Below are 22,102 nucleotides of genomic sequence, written 5' to 3'. Positions count from 1 at the left end.
ATCGAATCAGGATGGGAACGCCACCGCGTCGAGCACGGCGCTCACGACATCGTCGGTCGACCGCTGCTCGGCTTCGGCCGCGAACGACAGCAGCAGCCGATGCCGCAGCACCGGAGCGGCGAGCGCACGCACATCTTCGCGCGTGATCGCGAAACGGCCGTGCAGCAAGGCGCGTGCCTTCGACGCGAGCACGAGCGACTGCCCGGCACGCGGGCCGGCGCCCCAGCGTATCCATTCGCGCACGGTCTTGAGCTCGCTGGTCTGTGGGCGCGTCGCACGCACGAGCCGGTTGATCCAGCTCAGCACGTCATCGCTGACGTGCACCTGGCGCGTGAGTTTCTGCAAGGCGAGCACTTCGTCGGCGTTCATCACCGCTGCGATACGCGCGCTCGATGCGCCCGTGGTCTGCGCGAGAATCGCTTGCTCCTCGGCTTCGCTCGGATAGTCGACGCGCACGTGCAGCAGGAAGCGGTCGAGCTGCGCTTCGGGCAATGGATAGGTGCCGGCCTGCTCGAGCGGATTCTGCGTCGCGAGCACGAAGAAAGGCTCGGGCAGCGCCCAAGTGGTACCCGCGTAGCTCACCGTATGCTCCTGCATCGCTTCGAGCAGCGCGGCCTGCGTTTTCGGCGGCGTACGGTTGAGTTCGTCGGCGAGCAGCAGGCTGGTGAACACCGGCCCTTTCTGGAACTTGAAATGACGCTTGCCGGTGCCGTGGTCCTCTTCGAGGATTTCGGTGCCGAGAATGTCGCTCGGCATCAGATCGGGCGTGAACTGCACGCGGCGGAATTCGAGCGCAAGAGCCTGGCCGAGCGAGCGCACGAGCAAGGTCTTGCCGAGCCCCGGCACGCCTTCGAGCAGGCAATGGCCGCCTGCGAGCAGGCCGATGAGCAATTGCTCGACCGTCTCGCGCTGGCCGACGATGGCCTGGCCGATGGCGCTGCGCACCTGCGCGAGCTTGTCCAGGCGCTGCTGGATTTCGGATTCTGTGAGCGATGCGTGATCGGAAGCCATGAGTGCCAGTTCTGATGAGCGTTCGATGAGCGCCGGCGCGTTCAAGCCGTCAGCGCGTAAGTGACGATGTTGACCGCGAAGCGTGTGAGGTCTTCGGCCTGGAAGCGCTTGTTGCGCCAGTCGAAATCCCATTCGCAGCCGTAGTCCTTGTTGCTGTAGAGCAGGCCCAGGCGACCACCGATCTCGATGCCCTTCAAGTAGTCGTGAACGAGGTCGTCACCCCAGCCGTTGAGTTCGAAGGCGGTGTTCGGCGGGCCGTCGAAGCGGAAGAAACTGCTGTAGATCGCATGCGTCTTCGGCAGCTTCACGAGCACGTCGGCGCCGAAGATCGCCGCCATTTCGGCTTCGAAGGACTTGGCGAACAAGCCGTCGATGTCGTGATTGCAGTCGTCGACGAGGACGAAGCCGCCGTTGCGGACGTAACGCTCGAAGTTCGCCCGCTCTTCCGGGTTGAATTCGACGAGCTTGTGTCCGGCCAGATAGCAGAACGGCGCCGACAGCATGCGCGGATCGGCGAGCGGAATCACATGTTCGGTGGCGTCGACACGCAGCGTCGTGTATTGCAGCAGCGAGTCGATGATGTTCGACGGCATGCGCTGGTCGACGTCCCAGTCGCCCGATTCGTACATGAGGCGGGTGAACCAGAAGTCGTAGGGGGCAGCCAACTCTTCGGCACGCGCAAGCTTGGGAAGCAGCGCGCCTGCCATCGTCGCAAGAGAGGAGCGAAGAAGCTCGCGCCTCTTCATTTACAGCCCCTCTCTCGCCCCTGTCGGGGCACTCTCTCCCGCAAGCGGGAGAGAGGAACCGCAGGCGCCGATCCGACCGCCCAGTTGCAAGCTACACCGCATCCGACAGCGAGGTGAACGTGAATTCGCGCAGCTTCATCGGCGGAACCATCATGATGAACGGCGACTCGTCGTCCGCCACGCGCACCGGCTTGCCGAACTCTTCGACGTTGTTGAGCATGATCACGGGCGATTCGTTGAAGCGGAAATTCTTGATCGGATACTTGATTTCGCCGTTCTCGATGTAGAACGTGCCGTCGCGCGTGAGCCCGGTCAGCAGCACGGTTTGCGGATCGACCATGCGGATGTACCAAGTGCGCGTCACGAGCACGCCTTTCTTGGTGCTCTTGACGAGATCCATCGTCGACTTGTCGCCACCGACCATGATCAGGTTGCCGACCGCACCAACCGCTTTCTTGCCCTGCTTCTTGGCCCAGAAACGCGAGTACTGCAGGTAGTCGACGACGCCCTTGGTCACGATGGGCGTGCGCTCGCGCGGCAGGCCATCTTCGTCCCAGGGCAGCACGGCCGCGTTCGCGTCGGCCGGATCGGCGTACATCGTCACGCGCTCGTCGAACACCTTGTCGCCGACCTTGTTGCCGCCGCCCTTCTTGGTCAGAAAGCTGCGGCCCTCATCGGCCTGACGCGCATCGAAGCCCATCATCATGAACGAGATCAGACCCGCGCTCGCCGCCGGTTCGAGCACGACGGTGTACTTTCCCGGCTCGAGCGCCTTGGCATCGCTAGAACGCTTGGCTTTCTCGATCGCGATCTGGATTTCGCTCCTGGCGTCGAACTGCTTCACGTCGGCGACGTTGCGCGCCACCCAGCCCGAGCCCTTGCCGTCGTCGGTGCGCACGGTGCAGGTGAAGTCGGCGACCGTGTATTTCTGATAGCCGAAGTTGCCTTTGCTGTTGGCGATCGCCGAGAAGCGCTGTCCATCGGAGAAGAAGCCCGCGGCCGTGAGCTTGTCCTTCTTGCACGGGGCGATGCAATCGGCCGACACCTGGGCACGGTAATCCGGCGTGATGTCGGCCGTGGCCTGCACGAAAGTGCTCGTCGGCTTGTAGGCCTGCTTGCCGATCGCCGGCATGAACTCCGGATTCTCGGGCGCGAGCCGGGCGAGTTCTTCGGCACGGCGCACCACGCGCTCGAGCGACGCGTCGTCGAACTTGTTGATCGTCGCGGTGCCGACGCGCTTGCCGAACGCGACCTGCACGGCGAGATCGCAATTGCTGACGATGCCGCTGGTGGAGACGCTGTTGCGGGCGAAGCGCACGTTGCCGTCGACTGCGCCTTCGAGCGTGGCCGTGCATTCGTCGGCCTTCGACAGCTTGATGACCTTGTCCAGCAGGGTTTTGGCTTCCTGCTCGGTGAAGATTGTCATGTTGGTTTCCTTGTGATCGAGCGGAATCAGCCGAGGCTGCGGGCCGTGTTGATGACGTTGATGCCGTCGAAGCGCGCCGTCGACGAGCCGTGGCTGACCGCCGACACCTGACCGGGCTGCCCCTTGCCGTCGAAGAACGAGCCGCCGAAGCGGTAGTCGCCATCATCACAGACGGCCGAGCAGGCGTTCCAGAACTCCGGCGTGCGGATCTGGTAGGCCACGTCCTCGATCTGCTCGGTGATCTTGCCGTTCTTGATCTCGTAGAACAGCTGGCCGCCGAACTGCGCGTTGTAGCGCTGCTGGTCGATCGAGAAGCTGCCGTCACCGATGATGTAGATGCCGTTCTCGACCTTCGAGATCATCTCCTCGACCGACAGCTTGGCATTGCCCGGCTGCAGCGACACGTTCGCCATGCGCTGGAACTGCACGCTCGACCAGCTATCGGCGTAGCAGCAGCCCTGGCTCTCCTTCTCGCCGATGATGTGGGCCTGATCGCGAATGGCCTGGTAGTTCACGAGGATGCCGTTCTTGATCAGATCCCAGCGCTTGGTCTTGATGCCCTCGTCGTCGTAGCCGACCGCACCGAGCGACATCGGCTGCGTCTTGTCGGCGACGATATTGACCTTGTCGCTACCCCACTTGAAGGTCTTGCTGCGCCACTTGTCGAGCGTCGCGAAGCTCGTGCCCGCGTAGTTGGCTTCATAGCCGAGCACGCGGTCGAGCTCGGTCGGGTGGCCGACCGATTCATGGATCGTGAGCCAGAGATGCGAAGGATCGAGCACGAGGTCGTAGCGACCCGGCTTCACCGAACGCGCCTTGATCTTCGCGCGCGCCTGCTTGGCCGCGGCCACCGCGTCCTCGACCATGTTGTAGGAGCTCGAATACGCCACCGCTCCGCCCGGCAGCGCGATCTTGCCGGCGGGCTTGCCGTCGAGATACTCGAAGCCCATCCCCATCGGCGCCGACAGGCCTTCGCGAGTGCGGAATTTGCCGGACGCCTTGTCGATGGCGGTGACTTCGATCGGCGCCCAGATGCGATGAACGTCCTGGTCGATGTACGAGCCGTCGGTGCTCGCGAAATACTTCTGCTCGTTGACGAGGAACAGGATCGAATTGATGTAGTCCGCACCGGCCTTCATCGCCTGCCCGTTGACCTCCATGAGCAGATCGGCCTTCTCCTTGATCGGCACCTCCATCGCGTTCTTGACGATCGGCGTCGCCCAGGACACTTCGCCGACGCCCTTGGTCGGCGCGAGCTGCACGGGCTCGCCCTGGAACTTGGAGTTGGCCTTGGCGATCGCAACGGCCTGCGCGGCCGCCTTGGCGATTCCGTCTTCACTGAAGTCCGAGGTCGCCGCGAAACCCCAGGTTCCATTGGCGATCACGCGGATGCCCGTACCCATCGACTCGGTATTCACCACGTTCTCGACGCGGTTCTCACGCGTGATCACGAACTGGCGCAGATAGCGGCCGATGCGCACGTCGCAATAGCTCGCGCCGCCTTTTTTGGCGGTGTTGAGCGCCACGTCGGCGAGCCGCTTCTTGAGCGCCACGTCGATCTTGGTGCCGAGAACATCGGCGGCGACGGCATTGCCGTAGATCGGCAGCATGAGCGCGCCGATGCCGGCGCTGCCCATCTTGATGAAATCACGTCTGAGCATGCGTGCTCCTTCGAATGAGGACGTTGGGATTGCAGAAAACAGCGGACAGGGCGTCAGCAGGCACAAAACGCGCCTGGATTCATTTAGCGCTCAGCTAGACAGCTTGGAGCGCTCTTCGCAAGAGTGAAACTCCATGATTACTTCACAGTGTTTGCACACTGGACGCGCAGCCTGAAACCGTCCTCGACCGAGGCCTAGAGACGGAGAAATTCACATGGACAGGAAGATTCTCTTCATCACCGGAGCGATGCTCGCCGGCGTTGCGATGCCGGGTCTGGCCGGTGACAAGACCACCGGCGGCCTCATCGGGGCAGGTGTCGGAGGTGTGATCGGCCACACCGTCGGCGGCAACCAGGGTGCCGTCGTCGGCGCCGTGACGGGCGCCGCGCTCGGTGTCGCGGTCGCGGACAGCCGTGACCGCGATCGCGACCGCCGTTACGACCGTCGCTACGACTATCGTCACGATCATCGCTACGACCGCCATTACGATCGCGGCCCGCGCTACTACTATGCGCCGCCGCCCCATCGTCACCGCGACGTCGTGGTCTATCGTCCGGCGCCGCGTCATTACGATCGTCACCACAACCACCATCGTCACGATCGCCATCACGACCGTCGCCACCATCATCGGCATCACCATCGCCACTGAGCGCAGTCGGCCGAATCGCGGTGCCGGGGTGTCCGGCGAGGTGTCCGCGGACACCTCGCCGGACACCGGGCGGACGCCGGCTTCGACGCGGAGACTCCCGGCTCAAGACTCTCCTGCAATTTGCAAAGTGCCATGCAGATTGCCCGCAAGCTGCAAGGTCGGAACCGCGGCGCTTCACCAAAACGCATTGAATTAATTGCCATTTGGGCCCTCGGTCGGGCGGCACGGAATTTGAGACCGCCCCGCTAGCACTCAAAGGGGCTCCATGAGCACAGAAGCCGAATATCAGGGGACCGCCGCGCGCGAGCTGAGGCTGGTCGCCGACCGCAAGTTCGAGGAGCCCACCGAACAGACCGCGCCTGCGCAGCCGCGTCTGCCGCCTTCGAGGCCGGGCTTTCACGTACGCGACCTGAGCTTCGGCGTGCTTCATTCGGTCCGCGCTGGATTGCCACGCTGCCGCCGGCGTGGGCGCTACGTTTTCTACTGCCCTTGATCACACCTTCGCTGACGACCGCGGATGCGGCGGACGGGACGATTTATTCGGTCCCGCGCGTTACCATCACGGAGCGGGCGCATCCGCCGCCCCTCGTCCATCGTGAAAATCCAGCGTGGGAAGGCCTTGATCCGATTCCGTTCGTTCACCCTCACAGCCGTGTTGCGGAGCTCGCCAAGCGAATGACTCCGCTCCGGCGTGAACCACAGCTGCCGCCGATCAAATGCCTGATCGTCGATGACGTAGCCGAAAATCTCGTCGCGCTCGAGGCCCTGCTGCGGGCCGACGACATCGAGGTGCTGTGCGCCCAATCCGGCTACGAGGCGCTCGAACTGCTGCTCAAGCATGACGTCGCGCTCGCCCTGCTCGACGTCCACATGCCCGAGATGGACGGCTTCGAACTCGCCGAGCTCATGCGCGGCAACGAACGCTCACGGCACGTGCCGATCATCTTCGTCACCGCGGCCTCGCGCGAAGCGCAGCGCGTGTTTCGCGGCTACGAAAGCGGTGCGGTGGATTTTCTGTTCAAGCCCATCGACCCGAACATCCTGCGGCACAAGGCCGACACCTTTTTCAGCCTGTACCGCCGCAAGCAGGAGCTCGCCCGCGCCGTGCAGCTGCGTGACGACGTGCTGGCCGTGGTTTCGCACGATTTGCGTGATCCGCTCAACGCCGTGGCGATGACCGCACAGCTGCTGCAGAAAGTCGGCGAAGTTCGCCAGGACGCGCAGTCGCTCGAACTCGCGGGCATCCTCAATCGCTCGGTGGACCGCATGCAGCGGCTGATCAGCGATCTGCTCGACATGGCCACGCTGCGCACCGGCCGTCTGTCGGTGAATCGCCAGCCTTGCAGCATCCGCGAGATCGTGCTCGAAGCGGCCGAACATCAGCAGCGCCGCGCCGCCGCCAAGAAGCTCGCACTCGAGGTGACGCTCGGCGAAATGCCGAGCCTGCTGAGCTGCGATCGCCAGCGTCTGCTGCAGGTCTTCGGCAATCTCATCGGCAACGCGATCAAGTTCTGCGACGAAGGCTCCCGCATCAGCGTCAGAGGCCAGGCTGGCCCCAGCGTGCTGCACTTCGTCGTCGAGGATTCCGGACCCGGAATCGCCGAGTCCGATCTGCCGCGCCTGTTCGACGCCTACTTCTCGACGACGGCCGACCGTCGCGGCGGCACCGGGCTCGGGCTCTACATCACCAAGGGCATCATCGAGGCCCACGGTGGTCGCATCTGGGCGCAGAACGTCCAGCCGCACGGCGCGGCGCTGCATTTCGAATTGCCGATGATGTGAGGCTCGATCGAGCGTTCACGCCTCACAGCGGCAGCGGCAGCCGCAGCTTCACCTCCAGCCCGCCACCTTCGGCATTGACGGCCTCGACGCTGCCGCGATGCGCCTGCGCAATGCGCTCGACGATCGCAAGGCCGAGGCCGTGGCCTTCGGCGCGCGCCGCATTGCTGCCGCGAAAGAACGGCCGGAACAGCGTCGCGAGTTCATCGTCCGAAACACCCGGGCCCCAGTCGCGCACCGACAGCTCGGCGTGCGCCCCACCCGTGCGCAAAGAGACGCGTACACGGCCTTCGTCCGGACTGAACTTGATTGCATTCGAGATCAGGTTGTCGAGCGCCCGGCCGAGCAAGACCGCACTGCCCGACACCAACACGCCGAACGCCGGATCGGCGTCGAGACGAATGCGGCGGGCATCGGCCTCGAGCTGAAAATCCTCGACCTGCCTGTTGATGAGATCGCCGAGATTGACCGATTCGCGCTCGGCTCCGGGCAGGTCGGATTCGAGCCTCGACAGCGCGAGCGCATCGCCGATGAGCCTGTCGAGGCGCGAGATCTCGTGTTCCGCGCGCGCGAAATGCGCTTCGGCCTCGTCCGGCGGAGCACCGCGCGCGAGATCGATCAGCAGCTGCAGCCGTGCCAGTGGCGAGCGCAGTTCATGCGACACGTCCTGCAGCACGCCGCGTTCCTGCGCGACCAAGGCTTCGATGCGCGCCGCCATGCGATCGAAATCGCGAGCCAGATCGCCGACCTCGTCCGCCCCGCGCGAAAAGCGCGCCGGCACACGCGCAGACAGATCGCCGGCCGCCACCAGCCGGGCCGCTTGGCCGACCGCCGCGACGGGCTTGGCGATGGAGCGCGCAAGCCACCAGCCGACGACGCCGATCACGAGCACCGACAGGCCGATCTGCATCGCCAGCAGCTGATCGAGACGCGGCGGCGGCGGCGGACGGCGCAGCGCGACGAACTGTCGCGCCACACCATCGTGGCCCACCACACGCTGACCGATCACACGCATATCGGGGCGCAGTCGAATCTCCACGTTGTCCGAAGCGAGCAGCTCGTGCAGCAGACGCGGCGTTGGAGGACGGCGGCCCGACAGATTGCGCTCGCCTTCGAACAGGGTCGCTTCGAAACCGGCTTCGCGGCGCTCGTTGATCCAGTGCTCGAGCCCTTCGCGCCCACCGCGCTCATACGCACGATTGGCCTGCGCGGCGAGCGCCGGCCAATCGGGTTCGACGCCGTAGGCATGACGCGTGAGCCGCTCGGTCAAAAACACGCTGATCAGCAGCGTGAGCACGTTGGCGATGCAGAACCACAGCAGCAATCGCAGATAGAGCCGGCTCACGCCCCGCGCTCCTCGGCGCTCGGCACCACGAGTTGATAGCCGACACCGCGAATCGATTCGATGCGGATCTGCTGGCCCGAGACATCGCCCAGCTTGCGGCGCAGGCGCGACAGATGCACGTCGACGCTGCGATCGAAGCGTTCGATCTCGCGCCCGAGCGCCTCGCGCGTGAGCACCGCCTTGTCGACCACCTGCCCGGCCCGCTGCGCCAGCGCGAGCAGCAGCGAGAATTCAGCACCCGTGAGCTCCAGCTCGGTATCGCCGTAGAAGCCGCGACGTTCGGCCGGCTGCAAACGCATGAGCCCGATCTGCAAGGCCGCCGGCACGCTCGGCGTCGACTGGCGCAGGCGCGCCCGGATGCGGGCGAGCAACTCGCGCGGCAGGCAGGGCTTGGCGAGATAGTCGTCGGCTCCGAGTTCGAGGCCGACGACACGATCGACCGGCTCGCCGCGTGCCGACAGCATGATCACCGGCAAGGCATGCCGCGCACGCAGCTCGGCCAGCGTCTGCAGGCCATCGCGGCCCGGCATCATCACGTCGAGGATCAGCAAATCCGGACGACGCGCCGGATCGGCGAGGCGGGCGAGCGCGCTCTGGCCGTCGTGCACCATGTCGACGTCGAAGCCTTCGCGGCCCAGATAATCCGCCAGCAGGCGGCACAGTTCGCGGTCGTCGTCTGCGATGAGTATTCGGTTCATGCGGCTACTTTTGCTGCGTCTTGCCGTTGTCGCAAGACGAAAGCCCGCGCAGGGCCAGTCGTTTACTCATCTTTACGCGCTCGCAACGTTTCTCGATGGTGAGGCGCGCTTCAATGCTTCCGCAGCCAAGGCCATCGCCGCTTGCGAGCGCAGCCAGGCTCTCATCCCGCAACAACCGGAGTTCGATCATGCGCCGTTCCATCACCATCGCCGCTCTGGCGGCCGGTCTTGCCCTTTCTTCCGCCGCCATCGCCGGCAAGGACGGCGACCCCGGCCGCCCTGGTCCCGGTCACGGGCCGCATCGCGGCGGCCCGTTCATGCACGAGCTGCGCGATCTCGATCTCAGCGATTCGCAGCGCGAGCAGATTCGCGGCTTCTTCAAGAGTCAGCGCGAGCAGGACAAGACCGATCGCAAGGCTCAGTTCGAACTGCGCCGCAGCTTCGAGCTCGCCACGCCGGGCACCGCGCAGTACCAGACGCTGACCACACAGCTCGCTGATGCCGAGGCCGCCGAGGCCCGCAACCGGGTGCAGCAGATGGCCAGCCTGCGCACCCAGGTCTACGGCGTGCTGACGCCGGCCCAGCGTACCGAGCTCGCCGAAGAGCTCGCCAAGCGCCCGGAACCGCCGAAGCCGCCGGAAGAAGACTGAAACCCTGCGGTATCGATGTGCTGAACGAAGGGCCGGCCACGCCGGCCTTTCTGCTTTTTTCGCGATAGACAAAGGCTCGACACAGCGCACTTTGCATCCTTGCGGCAATCGAATTCGTATTAGGAACATTGGACAGCTATCATTCAGACGACACCTGCTTTCGGCCCGTGCATGGACCTGTTTGCCAGTCTCAAGGAAGAAACGGCAGTAGAGCATCAGGCCCTCGAAGATCAATTGGATCTGATGCGGCCCGGGCTGACGCGCGAGCGTTACGTCGAGACGCTGCAGCATTTCCTCGGCTACGTGGAGCCCTACGAACGCGCGCTGCAGCAGTTCGCCCCGGCCGGACTCGAAGATCTCGTCAAGCCGCGCCTGCGCTGCTCGCAGCTGGTCGCCGACCTGCTGCAACTCGGCGTGAGTCCGGCGACGATCGACGCAGTGCCTCGCCATGCCGCGTTCGACGACATGCGCAGCAAGGCGCGCTGGTTCGGCCGCTTCTACGTGATGGAAGGCTCCACGCTCGGTGGCCGTGTGCTGGGCCCGCACATCGCGCGCCAGCTCAATCTCGCGCCGGGTGCAGGCAATGCCTACTTTCTGGGCCACGGAACCCAGACCGGACCGATGTGGAAAGCCTTCCGCGATCGCATGGCCGACCGTCTGCTTCCCGCCGAATACGAGGCCGCCATCGCCGCCGCACGCGATTGCTTCGCCGACCTCGGCCAGTGGTTTGCCCAGCCGCTGCGGAGCGTTGCGTGAGTGTAGGGCCGCAGGCCACGGTCGATGCGCTGCCGCAGGACCTGCTCGAGGCCTGCGATCGCGAGCCCATCCATGTTCCGGGCGCCATCCAGCCGCACGGCTACTGGTTCTGTCTCGATGAATCCACGCTCGCCATCGTCCAGCTCAGCGAGAACGTCCGCGAGCTCTCCGGCAAGGCGCCGGACGAGCTGCTCGGCCGGCCGATCGCCGATCTGCTTGCGCAATCGGGCGTCGATCGCCTGCAGCGTGCGGTGACCGCAGGTGGCCTGATCGACAAGCCGCTCTACCTCGGCCATGTAGACGCCCACGGACGGCTCATGGATGCGATCGTGCATCGCCACGATGGCCTGCTGATCCTCGAACTCGAGCCCGCGTCCGCCGACAGCGAAAGCAGTTTCGCCTCGATGTATCCGCTGGTGCGCTCGTTCGTCGCGAGCCTGCAGCAGACCGATTCGGTGATCGAGCTCTGCGATCTCGCGGCCCGCGAAACGCGCCGCATCACCGGGTTCGGCCGGGTACTCGTCTACCGCTTCAACGAAGAGGGGCACGGCCACGTGCTCGGCGAAAGCATCGAGCCCGGGTACGACTCCTACCTGGACCTGTACTTTCCGGCGTCGGACATCCCCAGGCAGGCGCGCGAACTGTATCGCAGCAATCACATCCGCCTGATCGCCGACGCCCATTACCTGCCCTCACCGCTGGTTCCGGCGCTCAATCCGATCACCCGCAAGCCCACCGATCTGCGCTACTCGGGCCTGCGCAGCGTTTCGCCTGTGCACGTGCAGTACCTCAAGAACATGCGCACGCTCGCCTCGATGTCGATCTCGATCATCGTGCGCGGCGAGCTCTGGGGCCTGATCTCCTGCCACCACCACAGCGCGCGCAAGACGCCGTTCGACATCCGCACCGCCTGCGAACATCTCGGACAAATCCTGTCGCTGCAGATCGAAGCCAAGGAGGAGCGCAGCGAGGCCACGCATAGCCTCGACCTGCGCCGCAAGATGGTGTCGCTGCTGTCCTCGATGGCCGAGAGCGACAACTTCGTCAATGGTCTGGCCGCGAACGCGGAAGCCTTTCTGGGCTTCGCCGAAGCCAGCGGCGCCGCGATCGTCTCGGGTGGCCGCTGCCTGCGGCTCGGCGATGCACCGGACGAACCGGCGATCTTCGCGCTGATCGACTGGATCGGCGATCGAACCGTCGAGGGCATCTTCAGCACGCATCAACTGGCCAGCGAATACCCCGATGCCGCCTCGCTCGGGCATCACATCTCGGGCGTGCTCGCCATCTCGATCTCGCAGCTGCACCGGCACTTCCTGATCTGGTTCCGTCCCGAGGTCGTGCAGACCGTGCGCTGGGCCGGCAACCCGGCCAAAACGATGGACCCCGAGTCGTCATCAGAGCCCGTGCGGGGCCTGCGCCCGCGCAGCAGCTTCGAAAGCTGGGCGGAAACCGTGCGCGGCCGCTCGCTGCCGTGGCGGCGCAGCGAGCTCGAAGGCGCACTCGAATTCCGCGGCGCGATCCTCGCGGTGGTGCTGCGCCGTGCCGAAGAACTGGCTTCGCTCGCCGAAGAGCTCTCGCGTTCCAATCGCGAGCTCGAAGCGTTTTCGTATTCGGTTTCACACGACCTGCGCGCTCCGCTGCGGCACATCGTCGGCTACGCCGATCTGCTGCGCGAATTCGAAGGCGATGTGCTCAGCGAGCGCGGCACTCGGTTCCTGCACAACATCGAGGAGTCCGCCCACTTCGCCGGCACGCTGGTCGACAACCTGCTGAGCTTCTCGCAAATGGGGCGCTCGGCCCTGCGCCGATCGGATTTTCCGCTCAGATCGCTGATCGATCGCACGATCGACGATCTGAGCGAGGAAACCGCGGGTCGCGATGTCCAGTGGCAGATCGGCGAACTGCCCACCGTGAACGCCGACCCCGCCTTCCTGCAGCTGGCGCTGCGCAATCTGCTGTCGAACGCCCTCAAGTACACGCGCAAGCGCCCGGCCACCAAGATCCGCATCGAAGCCGAGGACCAGCCCGACCATCACGTCATTCATGTGCGCGACAACGGCGTCGGCTTCAATATGAAGTATGCGAACAAGCTGTTCGGCGTGTTCCAGCGCCTGCACCGCATGGAAGACTTCGAAGGCACCGGCATCGGCCTGGCCAACGTGCGTCGTATCATCGAGCGGCACGACGGCCGCGTCTGGGCCGTCGGCGAGCCCGATCAAGGGGCCACGTTTTCGTTCTCGCTGCCCAAAACAAACAAGAATACGGCCTCCGGCTCAAGCCCGCCGGAAGCCAAGACGCCTCCCGGACTCAGTGGATGACCTCCATGCTCAAACCCATCCTGCTCGTCGAAGACAACCCAAAAGACCTCGAGCTGACCCTGATCGCGCTGGCCAAGAGCCAGCTCGCCAACGAAGTCATCGTCGCCCGCGACGGCGCCGAAGCGCTCGACTACCTGCACAGCCGCGGTGAGTACACCAACCGTGTCGCCGGCAACCCGGCCGTGATCCTGCTCGATCTCAAGCTGCCCAAGGTCGACGGCATCGAAGTGCTGCAGACGGTGCGCTCGACCCAATCGCTCAAGAGCATTCCGGTGGTCATGCTGACCTCCTCGCGCGAAGAGCCGGACCTGCTGCGCAGCTACGAGCTCGGCGTCAACGCCTACGTGGTCAAGCCGGTCGCGTTTCGCGATTTCGTCGAGGCGATCGCCGATCTGGGCATCTTCTGGGCCGTGCTCAACGAGCCGCCGCCGGGCTCGGCCCGCGTGCTGCGCAAGGGCGTGAGCTAAGGCCAAGGCATCGGACCCGATGAACCCTCCGTCTTCAGCGGTTTGGCCCAGGCGTCTGTCCGTCCTGATGGTGGAGGACAACCGTCTGGACGCCGAGCTCAACGAAGCCAGGCTGGCGATGCTCGACTGCGAGCTCGAGCTGACGCTCGTCGACACCGAAGCCGCGTTTCGCGCCCAGCTCGCGAGCAAACGCTTCGACGTGATCCTGTCGGACTTCATGCTGCCGACGTTCTCGGGCGCAGAGGCGCTGTCGATCGCCCGTGCCGAAGCGCCCGAGACGCCCTTCATTTTCGTGTCGGGCGTGCTCGGCGAGGAACACGCGGTCGAAATGCTCAAGCAGGGTGCGACCGACTACGTCATCAAGCAGCGCCTGCAGCGACTGCCGATGACGGTCCGCCGCGCGGTTACCGAAACCGACGAGCGCCGCAACCGCATCCGCGCCGAAAGCGCGCTGCGTGAATACGAAACCGGCTTTCGGCTGCTGGTCAACGCGCTCAAGGACTACGCGGTCATCAGCCTCGACCGGCATGGCCGCATCCTGAGCTGGAACGGCGCGGCCGAGCGCCTGCTGGGCTTTCGCGCCGACGACGTCGTCGGCAAATCGGCCGGCCGACTGTTCGGGACCGACGGCAGCGGCGATCGCGAGGTCATGGCCTCGATCGGCATCGCCGAGCACCAGGACAGCCACGTGCGCGAAACCTGGATGCGCGGCCGCGACAACGAGGAGTTCTTCGCCAGCATCGTCACGACCGCCATTCGCAACGACGCCGGCGAGCTGATCGGCTTTTCGAAGATCATCCGCGACACCACCGAAGCCCGGCGCGCGGCCGATGCCCTGCGCACCGCCAAGGAAGAAGCCGAAGCCGCCAACGCGGCCAAGGACCGCTTCCTGGCGATGCTCTCGCACGAGCTGCGCACTCCGCTCACGCCGATCCTCGCGGCGACCAGCTTCATCGAGCAGCGTGGCGACCTGCCGCCCAAGCTCGCCGAGCTGCTGCCGCTGATCCGCCGCAACATCGAGCTCGAATCACGGCTCATCGACGATCTGCTCGATCTCACGAGCATCTCGCACGACAAGATGAGCCTGCAGCTGCGTCCGCTCGATTTCCACGAGACGCTGCAGCCGATCCTGGCCGGCGCTCAGGTCGACGCGGCCGACAAGCGCCATCAGTTCGAGATCAGGCTCGGAGCCGATCCGGCCAAGGTCGACGGCGATTCGGCGAGGCTGCAGCAGATCGCCTCCAACCTGCTGCGCAACGCGATCAAGTTCACGCCGGCCGGCGGGCGCATCAGCGTCGAGACCTTCAACCCGGATTCGCGAACGCTCGCCCTGCGCGTGTCCGACAGCGGCATCGGCATCACCGAAGCCGCCTTGCCGCGCATCTTCTCCGCGTTCGAGCAGGCCGACGGCACCATCAATCGCCAGTTCGGCGGCCTCGGGCTGGGCCTGGCGATCGCGCATGCGCTCGCGGTCAAGCACAACGGCACACTGGTCGCCGAAAGCGAGGGTGAAGGTCTGGGCGCGAGCTTCACGCTCACGCTGCCGCTGACCGAGCGGCTCGACGAGCGCGCGGCCAAGCCGGTCGAGTCGCAACCCGCCGCCAACCGCTCGCTCAACATCCTGCTCGTCGAAGACAACGAGGACACCACGCTGGCGATGACCACGCTGCTGACGCTCTCGGGTCACACGGTGGAATCGGCCGCCAACGTGGAGGAAGCCAACGAGAAATCGGCCGGCGCCCGCTTCGACCTGCTGATCAGCGACATCGGCCTGCCCGACGGCGATGGCACCGACGTGGTCAAGGTGTTCCTCACGCATCAGAACGCCCCGTCGATCGCGATGACCGGCTACGGCATGGACGACGACGTCAAGCGCTGCCGCCAGGCCGGATTCACCGCGCACGTCACCAAGCCGGTCGGCTTCGACCGGCTCAGCTCGCTGATCCAGTCGCTGACGCTGGGCGCTCCCTGATAAGCCGGGAGACAGGGAACGGGAGACGTAGAAGCAAAAGCAAGAAGAGCAGTGCTGAACAAACCGCTGTTGCGTCTCGCGTCTCCCGCGTCTCAAGCCCCCGGCTTGGCGATCGCGACGATGCGGCCGCGATCCGACACCACAGTGCCGCCGGCCTTCTCGACCGTGACCGCGAATAGTGCGGCCTGCCGCACCGGAATCGGCACGCGAATCCAGAGCTCGGCCTCGCCGTTGCGCACGATGTTGAACACGCCGCCGTCGACCGGATAACGCTCGTCGCGCGTACCGTCGAAGATCCAGAGCTGGTACTGCTCGCGCTGCGGATCGTTGACCGGCAGGCCCGCCAGCTTCAGATAGCCGCCGCCGCGCTGCGCATCCCAGATCACTTCACCGTGCACGCCCTGGCCGGCCTGGTCCGGGCCCGGCTGCAGCGGAATGTGCGTGCCCTTGAGTTCGGCCAGCTTCGGCGGCGCTTCGGCCACCGGCAGGCTCGCGAGCCTCACGCCGAGCGCAACCGCCGCCACGGTCGCGAATGCCGCGGTACCCCAGGCCAACCTGAGGCTGCTCCACCAGCTTTGCTGCTTCGGCTGCGACGCAGCCGGGCGCACCGCGGCCGGGTCGAGATGCTGATCGGCCAGCGCGAAGAGCTTGTCCTGCAGATGCGCCGGCATCGGCTCGATGTCGGTCCCTGCGAGCGCATACAGCGCCGCGGCGGCTTCGAGCTCGCGCTGCTCGTCGTCGAGGCTGTCGACGTCGAGCGTCTTGCGCTTGTCTTGCGTGAGCCAGCTCAGCAGCTCGTCGTCCTGCTCGGTGCGGTCAGGTTTCTGATTCATGATCAGACTCCCCCGCCCGTCTGGCCGTCCGGGCCGACCTGCAGCCATTCTCGCAGCCGGATCAGCCCTCGGCGCATGTGCGACTTGACGGTACCGAGCGGCATGCCGGTACGTTCGACGATCTCCGACTGCGTCATGCCGTAGACGAAACCCAGGTCGAGCACCTTGCGCTCTTCGGGCTTGAGCTGCGCCAGGCCGGCGCGCACCGCATGGAAGTCGGCGCCGAGTTCGGCCGCCTGCGCCGGATCGTCGTCGGCAACGATCTCGACCTCGTCGATGTCGGTGGTCTCGGGAGCCTTGGCGCGGAAACGATCGATCAGGCGACGCCGGGCGATCATCGCCACGAACAGCGACTCGCTGCCCTTCGCCGGATCGTATTTGCCTGCCGCGCGCCACACTTCGATGAAAATCTCCTGGACCGCATCCTCGGCTTCGGCCCTGTCGCCGTGCGTCGAGCGCAGGGCCAGCGACCAAACCAACGCACCGTGTCGGCGGATGCATTCCTGCGTCGCCGAACGGTCTCCTCTGGCGACACGATCGAGCAGCTTGTCGGACAGCTCGGATGTCATTGGGCTCTTCGGCGGCCGGTCGGAACTGGATGCATCCGGTAAGGCTAATGGGAAATCGTGATCTTGCCCACCCTTGCAGACGCAAATGGGCGTAAATCCCCCGTGCACCGGCGAGCGCTCATTCCGTCGGCAGACAGTTGCCCGCGCCTATGGTGCGGTGACTCCCAGACCGGAGAACGGGTCATGACGAACAACGGCGCTTCCTACCAACGCATTCTGCTCATCGTTCCGGCCGGCAGCGGTCCTTGCCCGGCGCTCGCGCAGGGCATCGCGCTGGCCCGGCGGACCCAGGCCAGCATCGTCCTGCAAGCCGTCACAGAGAGCGGCGAAGCCGATGCCGACGCCGCGAGCTGGCTCGCCTCGACGCTGACCTTGTTGCGGAGCGAGGGCATCGAAGCCAGTGGGCATCTGATCGCCGGCCCTGCCAGGCCCGAGTCCTTGCTCGCGGATATCGGCACGTTCGCCCCCGATCTCGTCATCAAGCAGCCCGGCAAGAACAGTGCGCTGCGCCGGCTGTTCTCGACGCCGGAGGACCAGGCACTCGCGCGCCAGTGTCCGGTTCCGCTCCTGGTGGTCGGCACCGAGGGCGATCGGCTGCCGCGTCGGGTGCTCGCCGCGGTCGACACCGTCGAGGCCGAAGGAGCCGACGATCTCAACGCGCTGGTCATCTCGCAGGCCGAGCGGCTCGCCGCCGCGACGGGCGCCGAAGTGCACATCGCCCATGCAGTCGAGCCGGTGATCAACATGCCCGAGGACGCCGGTCTGCAAGGCGTCGCGGCCACGCCGGTGCTGACCGAGGAGCTCCAGGCCCTGCATCGCGAGCGCTTCAACAGCATCGCCGACCGCTATCGGGTACCGGAGCCGCGTCGCCATCTGGTGTTCGGGAACGTCGACATCGCGCTCGAGGAGCTCAGCGAACAGATCGGGGCCGAGCTGATCGTGGCCGGCCATCATCCGCGCGGCGCGTTCGAGCGCTTTCTGATCGGCAGCACGAGCGAGCATCTGCTGAGCCACGGCAAGCAGTCGGTTCTCATCGTCAAGCCGCCGCACCAGCCGTAGCAGCCGTAGCAGCCGATCCATCGGCGCCATCGAAGGCCTGCCTCACGCGCGGGCCTTCTTCGTTGTGAAGCCGATACTCCTGTCTGGATTTTTCGTACGCAGAAATGCTGACGCCGGCGTCGGAACGTGCGATAACGTCGCCCGCAAGCCAGAGACAAGTCTTTCCGCAAGCGAGCAAAAAGCTCATTCGAGATGGCCTCGGGACCATCCGGGCGGCGAGTTCGACCCTTGGTCATTTGGCGACGATCGCAGAGCCCGAGCCTCATCACAATCGGGCCATCAGTACCTGAACCGGGCGACGGATGTCGCCCACGCCCCCGGGAGAGAATGGATGCTTGTGCTGAAACGCTACGGTGTAGTTGCCGCGTTGCTGTGCCTGTTGCTGTCGGCCTGCTCGTCGACGCCGAGCCCCGACGACAAGATCGGGAGCGTGAAGATCTTCAGCTCGGCCGAGCAAGGCTACGACCAGGCGTCGATCAAAAACCCGGCCTGGAAGCCGCCCGTCAGCACCCGCCTGCCCAACGGCAGCCGCGTGGGCCTGATGGTGGCGCTCGACAACGAGATCGCACTGACGCACGCGGGCACGCTGGGCCGCGGTGACTTTCGCCGCACGCTGATCCCGAGCTTCGATCTTCCGGGCTACGTCACCGAATCCCTGCGCAAGCGCATCCTGAGCGGCGTGCCCTACCAGCCGGTGCTGATCCGCCCGAGCGCCCGGCTCTTGCGCTACAAGTCCGAATGGCAGAAAAGCTGGAACGGCAAGTCCGGCAACTTCGGCGATTGGCAGAACGAGTTCGACGCCATCATCAAGCAGAACCGCTTGCAGATGCTGATCGTGGTATCGCCGTACGAGCTCGACGACGGTGTCACCGGCACCTCGCAGACCTTGCGCGGCAATGGCCTCTACAACTACAGCGGACTCGGCAAGACGCAGAACGCCGCGTTCTCGACGATTCGCTTCCATCGCATCGTCGGCTTGCCCGGCAAGCTGCAGGCGCCCGTCGAAGCACCCGGCGAGCGGCTTTATGCGGAGATTCCGGGCATGCCCAACGACATTCCCGAGCCGTTCACCAAGCCACTGCAGTTCACGCTCGAAAAGAACGTGAAAGCGCTGATCGACCAGAAGGTCGATTCGTTCATCGGGCTTCTGAAGCAGTAGGAAACTTCAAGCCTCGATCGCTCAATCGTAGGGTGGGTCAGGCCGGAGGCCGTAAGCCACGCTCATCATTCGATACTCAATCGATGCTGTCGATGGACACCCGGCGGGTTACGTGCTTCGCGCTAACCCGCCCTACATTTCCATTTCGCTGATTTAGAGGTCCGCCGCCGCAAACGTGTCGCAGCGCTGCGGGTCGCCGGAATCAAAGCCCTGGCGGAACCAGCGCACGCGCTGCTCGGACGTACCGTGCGTGAACGCATCCGGCACCACGGTGCCGCGCGCTTCGCGCTGCAGGCGGTCGTCCCCGATCGCGCTCGCAGTGGCGAGCGCTCGCTCGACATCGCCTGCTTCGAGCCAGTGCAGGCGCTGCTCGGCCACATGCGCCCAGACACCCGCATAGCAATCGGCCTGCAATTCCTGGCGCACGAGCAGGCCGCCGTCGCCCTCCACGCTCTGCCCGGCCGCACGCGCCTGCTGGACCTTCTGCGTGGTGCCCGTGAGCGTCTGCACGTGGTGGCCGACCTCGTGCGCGATCACGTAGGCGTTGGCGAAATCCCCTCCGCCGCCGAGCCGCTGACGCATTTCGTCGAAGAAACTCGTATCGAGATAGACCTGACGATCGCCCGGGCAGTAGAACGGCCCGCTCGCCGAACTCGCGCCACCGCAAGCCGTCTGCACCGAGCCCGAAAACAGCACCAGCGTCGGCGGCTGGTACTGCGCCCCGCTCTGCGCGAACAAACCGCCCCAAACGTCCTCGGTCGACCCGAGGATGGCGCGCACGAAGTCGGTGGTTTCGTTGTCGGGCAGCGGCTGCTGCTGCGTCGGAGCGCCACCCTGTTCGAGCTGGGCGACGAGCCCGAGCATTTCCATCGGACTTTTGCCGAAAAACAGCCCGAGCACCACGATCACCGCGACGCCACCGAGCCCGAGCCTGAAACCACCGCCGCCTCCACCACTGGTGACGTTGTCGCTGCGCCTGCCTTCACGCCATTTCATGCCCGGCCTCCCGAAGAGATCAACGTCAGAAGATCAACGATCGCCAGTGTCGCCCGTCTGAGCTGTATCGCCGTTTGCTGCGTCCGCCACCGCGACCGACAACTTGGACTTGGCCGGCCGCCCCTCGGGTGAAGCCAGGAAATCAGCAGCGAAAGCCTCGAAGCGGTCATCCTCGATCGCCTTGCGGATGCGCTGCATGAGGTTCAAGTAATAGTGCAGGTTGTGAATGGTGTTGAGCCGCGGCCCGAGCATTTCGTCGCAGCGGTCGAGGTGGTGCAGGTAAGCGCGCGAGTAGTTGCGGCAGGTGTAGCAATCGCAATTCGGATCGAGCGGCGCCGGATCCATGCGATGCGCCGCGTTGCGAATCTTGATCACGCCCTGGCTCGTGAACAGATGGCCGTTGCGCGCGTTGCGCGTGGGCATCACGCAATCGAACATGTCGATGCCACGCCCGACCGCCTGCACGATGTCGCGCGGGGTGCCGACGCCCATGAGGTAATGCGGACGATCGGCCGGCAGCTTGGGCCCCACCGCATCGAGCACCTGCAGGCGCTCGACTTCGGGCTCGCCGACCGAAAGGCCACCGACCGCATAGCCATCGAAGCCGATGCCGGTCAAATGCTGCAGCGATTCGAGCCGAAGATGCGCGTGCATGCCGCCTTGTACGATGCCGAACAGCGAGGCGGGGATTTCAGGAACCGCCAGTGGCGGTTCCTGCCCGCCGAGCGCCCGGGGATGGGGCCCCGGGCCGTTCGCCTTGAGCGTTTCGTGCGCCGTCTTGCAGCGCGCCGCCCAGCGCGCCGACAGCTCCATCGAGCTGCGCGCCTGCTTTTCCGTTGCCGGGTACGGCGTGCACTCGTCGAACTGCATGATGATGTCCGAGCCCAGCGCATGCTGGACCTCGATCGAGCGCTCGGGCGTCAGAAAGATGCGATCGCCATTGAGCGGCGACGCGAACTTCACGCCCTCCTCGCTGATCTTGCGCAGCTCGGCCAGGCTCCAGACCTGGAAACCGCCCGAATCGGTCAGGATCGGCCCGTTCCAGTTCATGAAGCCGTGCAGGCTGCCGAAGGTATCGCGAATGAGCTGCTCACCGGGCCGCAGCATCAGGTGAAAGGTATTGCCGAGGATGATCTGGCTGCCGACCGCGCGCAGCTCCTCGGGCGACACGCTCTTGACCGTTCCGTAAGTGCCCACCGGCATGAAGATGGGCGTCTCTACCACGCCACGCTCGAACGTCAATCGGCCACGACGAGCGGCCCCCGAGGTACTGAGAAGCTGGAATTCCACTGATCGACGATCCGCTTGCGGCAAGAGGGGCGCGTTGTATCGGGAACCGGAACGGGGTGCAAGTTGGGGAAGAGCCGGCAACGAACCATCCGCCGCAAGCGCCTGCACCTGCCGCCCCCTCTCCCGCGTGCGGGAGAGCAACTGTGTTTCAGGTCAAGATGCCTGAGGCTGGTTGGAGTTCGAAAGCTTTGCCGTCTCGGGCCATGGCGTTGAGGATGGTGAGCAGTTTGCGCATGCAGGCGACCAAGGCCAGCTTGGGTGGCTTGCCGGCGCGGATCAGGCGCTCATGGAACGGTTTGATGGCCTGATTGGTTCGCACGGCGGACAGCGTCGCCATGTAGAGCGCCGTCCGCACATCGGCCCGACCGCCCCAGCAAATCCGCTTGCCACGCATCATGCCGGAGTCGCATGCCATCGGCGCGACACCGACTAGCGCGCTGATCTTGCGGCGGCACAGCGTTCCCAATTCCGGCAGCGCTGCCAGCAGCGTGGCACTGACCACGCTTCCGATACCTTTGGCCGACTGCAGCAACTGCGCGCTGTCTTCGTGATGTGCTTTGACGTGCCGTTGCATCTGCCGATCCACCACTTCGAGCTGTCGCTTGAGCAGTTCGATGACCTCTCGGATGCTTTTGCGCGCGCTGGCGTGACTGATGCTCAGTCGATTGCGTTCGGCCGTGAGCATGCTCACCAACTGATTGCGCCGCGTGACCAGGGC

At 65.3% G+C, this 22,102-nt stretch carries 22 protein-coding genes; 10 read left to right on the top strand and 12 right to left on the bottom strand.

The genetic code is table 11. The features are described 5' to 3' along the window. Positions 1 to 6 precede the first annotated feature (6 nt). The 4 genes from AC3WUM_RS14850 to AC3WUM_RS14835 form a co-directional block, all read right to left on the bottom strand. Positions 7 to 1,011 carry an AAA family ATPase gene (locus AC3WUM_RS14850; RefSeq protein WP_492411120.1) on the bottom strand — a complete coding sequence of 335 codons (1,005 nt, stop codon included), beginning with the start codon at positions 1,009 to 1,011 and terminating at the stop codon, positions 7 to 9. Positions 1,012 to 1,052: 41 nt separating this feature from the next. Beyond that, complete coding sequence (locus AC3WUM_RS14845; RefSeq protein WP_492411119.1) at positions 1,053 to 1,757, bottom strand: DUF4159 domain-containing protein; 705 nt, start codon at positions 1,755 to 1,757, stop codon at positions 1,053 to 1,055. Positions 1,758 to 1,848: 91 nt separating this feature from the next. Continuing rightward, a complete protein-coding gene (locus tag AC3WUM_RS14840; protein WP_492411118.1) occupies positions 1,849 to 3,183 on the bottom strand; it encodes a TldD/PmbA family protein in 1,335 nt (444 codons plus the stop codon). A gap of 26 nt (positions 3,184 to 3,209) precedes the next feature. After that, entirely contained in the window at positions 3,210 to 4,844 is a 1,635-nt protein-coding gene (locus AC3WUM_RS14835; RefSeq protein ID WP_492411117.1) for a TldD/PmbA family protein, read from the bottom strand. Positions 4,845 to 5,058: 214 nt separating this feature from the next. Here AC3WUM_RS14835 and AC3WUM_RS14830 point away from each other — a divergent pair, with 214 nt between their 5' ends. From AC3WUM_RS14830 to AC3WUM_RS14820, 3 genes are all read left to right on the top strand, one after another. Next, on the top strand, positions 5,059 to 5,493 hold the full coding sequence (locus AC3WUM_RS14830; RefSeq protein WP_492411116.1) for a YMGG-like glycine zipper-containing protein: 435 nt from the start codon (positions 5,059 to 5,061) through the stop codon (positions 5,491 to 5,493). Positions 5,494 to 5,758: 265 nt separating this feature from the next. Continuing rightward, complete coding sequence (locus AC3WUM_RS14825; protein ID WP_492411115.1) at positions 5,759 to 5,986, top strand: hypothetical protein; 228 nt, start codon at positions 5,759 to 5,761, stop codon at positions 5,984 to 5,986. A 182-nt stretch (positions 5,987 to 6,168) separates the two neighbouring features. Continuing rightward, positions 6,169 to 7,275, top strand: a complete 1,107-nt coding sequence (locus AC3WUM_RS14820) for a hybrid sensor histidine kinase/response regulator (RefSeq protein ID WP_492411114.1) — start codon at positions 6,169 to 6,171, stop codon at positions 7,273 to 7,275. A 22-nt stretch (positions 7,276 to 7,297) separates the two neighbouring features. Here AC3WUM_RS14820 and AC3WUM_RS14815 read toward each other — a convergent pair whose 3' ends face one another. Genes AC3WUM_RS14815 through AC3WUM_RS14805 form a run of 3 tightly spaced genes read right to left on the bottom strand, consistent with a single transcriptional unit; the run spans position 7,298 to position 9,505 of the window. Further along, positions 7,298 to 8,617, bottom strand: a complete 1,320-nt coding sequence (locus AC3WUM_RS14815; protein WP_492411113.1) for a sensor histidine kinase — start codon at positions 8,615 to 8,617, stop codon at positions 7,298 to 7,300. Continuing rightward, positions 8,614 to 9,315 carry a response regulator gene (locus tag AC3WUM_RS14810; protein WP_492411112.1) on the bottom strand — a complete coding sequence of 234 codons (702 nt, stop codon included), beginning with the start codon at positions 9,313 to 9,315 and terminating at the stop codon, positions 8,614 to 8,616. The genes AC3WUM_RS14815 and AC3WUM_RS14810 overlap by 4 nt, the downstream gene beginning before the upstream one ends. A gap of 4 nt (positions 9,316 to 9,319) precedes the next feature. Then, positions 9,320 to 9,505 carry a hypothetical protein gene (locus AC3WUM_RS14805; protein WP_492411111.1) on the bottom strand — a complete coding sequence of 62 codons (186 nt, stop codon included), beginning with the start codon at positions 9,503 to 9,505 and terminating at the stop codon, positions 9,320 to 9,322. Between AC3WUM_RS14805 and AC3WUM_RS14800 the strand changes: the two genes are divergently transcribed. The 5 genes from AC3WUM_RS14800 to AC3WUM_RS14780 all read left to right on the top strand — a co-directional run bounded on the left by AC3WUM_RS14800 (position 9,504) and on the right by AC3WUM_RS14780 (position 15,478). Further along, complete coding sequence (locus tag AC3WUM_RS14800) at positions 9,504 to 9,965, top strand: Spy/CpxP family protein refolding chaperone (protein ID WP_492411110.1); 462 nt, start codon at positions 9,504 to 9,506, stop codon at positions 9,963 to 9,965. The two genes, AC3WUM_RS14805 and AC3WUM_RS14800, sit on opposite strands and share 2 nt — an antisense overlap. A gap of 171 nt (positions 9,966 to 10,136) precedes the next feature. Continuing rightward, positions 10,137 to 10,721, top strand: coding sequence for a biliverdin-producing heme oxygenase (locus AC3WUM_RS14795; RefSeq protein WP_492411109.1), 585 nt, complete (start codon positions 10,137 to 10,139; stop codon positions 10,719 to 10,721). Next, positions 10,718 to 13,039, top strand: a complete 2,322-nt coding sequence (locus tag AC3WUM_RS14790; RefSeq protein ID WP_492411108.1) for an ATP-binding protein — start codon at positions 10,718 to 10,720, stop codon at positions 13,037 to 13,039. The genes AC3WUM_RS14795 and AC3WUM_RS14790 overlap by 4 nt, the downstream gene beginning before the upstream one ends. A gap of 5 nt (positions 13,040 to 13,044) precedes the next feature. Then, entirely contained in the window at positions 13,045 to 13,506 is a 462-nt protein-coding gene (locus AC3WUM_RS14785) for a response regulator (protein ID WP_492411107.1), read from the top strand. A 67-nt stretch (positions 13,507 to 13,573) separates the two neighbouring features. After that, positions 13,574 to 15,478 (top strand): response regulator, encoded by a 1,905-nt coding sequence (locus AC3WUM_RS14780; protein ID WP_492411106.1) that lies wholly within the window; start codon positions 13,574 to 13,576, stop codon positions 15,476 to 15,478. 92 nt (positions 15,479 to 15,570) lie between these two features. On the opposite strand, the gene AC3WUM_RS14775 is transcribed toward AC3WUM_RS14780, so the two are convergent. Both AC3WUM_RS14775 and AC3WUM_RS14770 read right to left on the bottom strand, forming a co-directional pair. Then, entirely contained in the window at positions 15,571 to 16,311 is a 741-nt protein-coding gene (locus AC3WUM_RS14775; RefSeq protein WP_492411105.1) for an anti-sigma factor domain-containing protein, read from the bottom strand. Positions 16,312 to 16,313: 2 nt separating this feature from the next. After that, positions 16,314 to 16,880: an RNA polymerase sigma factor gene (locus AC3WUM_RS14770; RefSeq protein ID WP_492411104.1), complete on the bottom strand. Its 567-nt coding sequence runs from the start codon at positions 16,878 to 16,880 to the stop codon at positions 16,314 to 16,316. Positions 16,881 to 17,063: 183 nt separating this feature from the next. Here AC3WUM_RS14770 and AC3WUM_RS14765 point away from each other — a divergent pair, with 183 nt between their 5' ends. Both AC3WUM_RS14765 and AC3WUM_RS14760 read left to right on the top strand, forming a co-directional pair. Next, the gene (locus AC3WUM_RS14765; protein WP_492411103.1) at positions 17,064 to 17,939 is read left to right on the top strand and encodes a universal stress protein; all 876 of its coding nucleotides are present in this window, start codon (positions 17,064 to 17,066) and stop codon (positions 17,937 to 17,939) included. A gap of 331 nt (positions 17,940 to 18,270) precedes the next feature. Continuing rightward, positions 18,271 to 19,098 (top strand): hypothetical protein, encoded by an 828-nt coding sequence (locus AC3WUM_RS14760; protein WP_492411102.1) that lies wholly within the window; start codon positions 18,271 to 18,273, stop codon positions 19,096 to 19,098. A 153-nt stretch (positions 19,099 to 19,251) separates the two neighbouring features. Here the strand turns inward: AC3WUM_RS14760 and ypfJ are convergent, their stop codons facing one another. The 3 genes from ypfJ to AC3WUM_RS14745 all read right to left on the bottom strand — a co-directional run. Further along, positions 19,252 to 20,094 (bottom strand): KPN_02809 family neutral zinc metallopeptidase, encoded by an 843-nt coding sequence (gene ypfJ / locus AC3WUM_RS14755; RefSeq protein ID WP_492411101.1) that lies wholly within the window; start codon positions 20,092 to 20,094, stop codon positions 19,252 to 19,254. A 33-nt stretch (positions 20,095 to 20,127) separates the two neighbouring features. After that, complete coding sequence (locus AC3WUM_RS14750; RefSeq protein ID WP_492411100.1) at positions 20,128 to 21,384, bottom strand: tRNA guanosine(34) transglycosylase Tgt; 1,257 nt, start codon at positions 21,382 to 21,384, stop codon at positions 20,128 to 20,130. A 148-nt stretch (positions 21,385 to 21,532) separates the two neighbouring features. Then, positions 21,533 to 22,102: transposase (locus AC3WUM_RS14745; protein ID WP_492411099.1), on the bottom strand; the 570-nt coding region annotated here is incomplete at its 5' end.

The organism is Hydrocarboniphaga sp. FW305-C-57, assembly GCF_058783045.1.
This window is presented reverse-complemented; position numbering and strand designations above follow the sequence as displayed.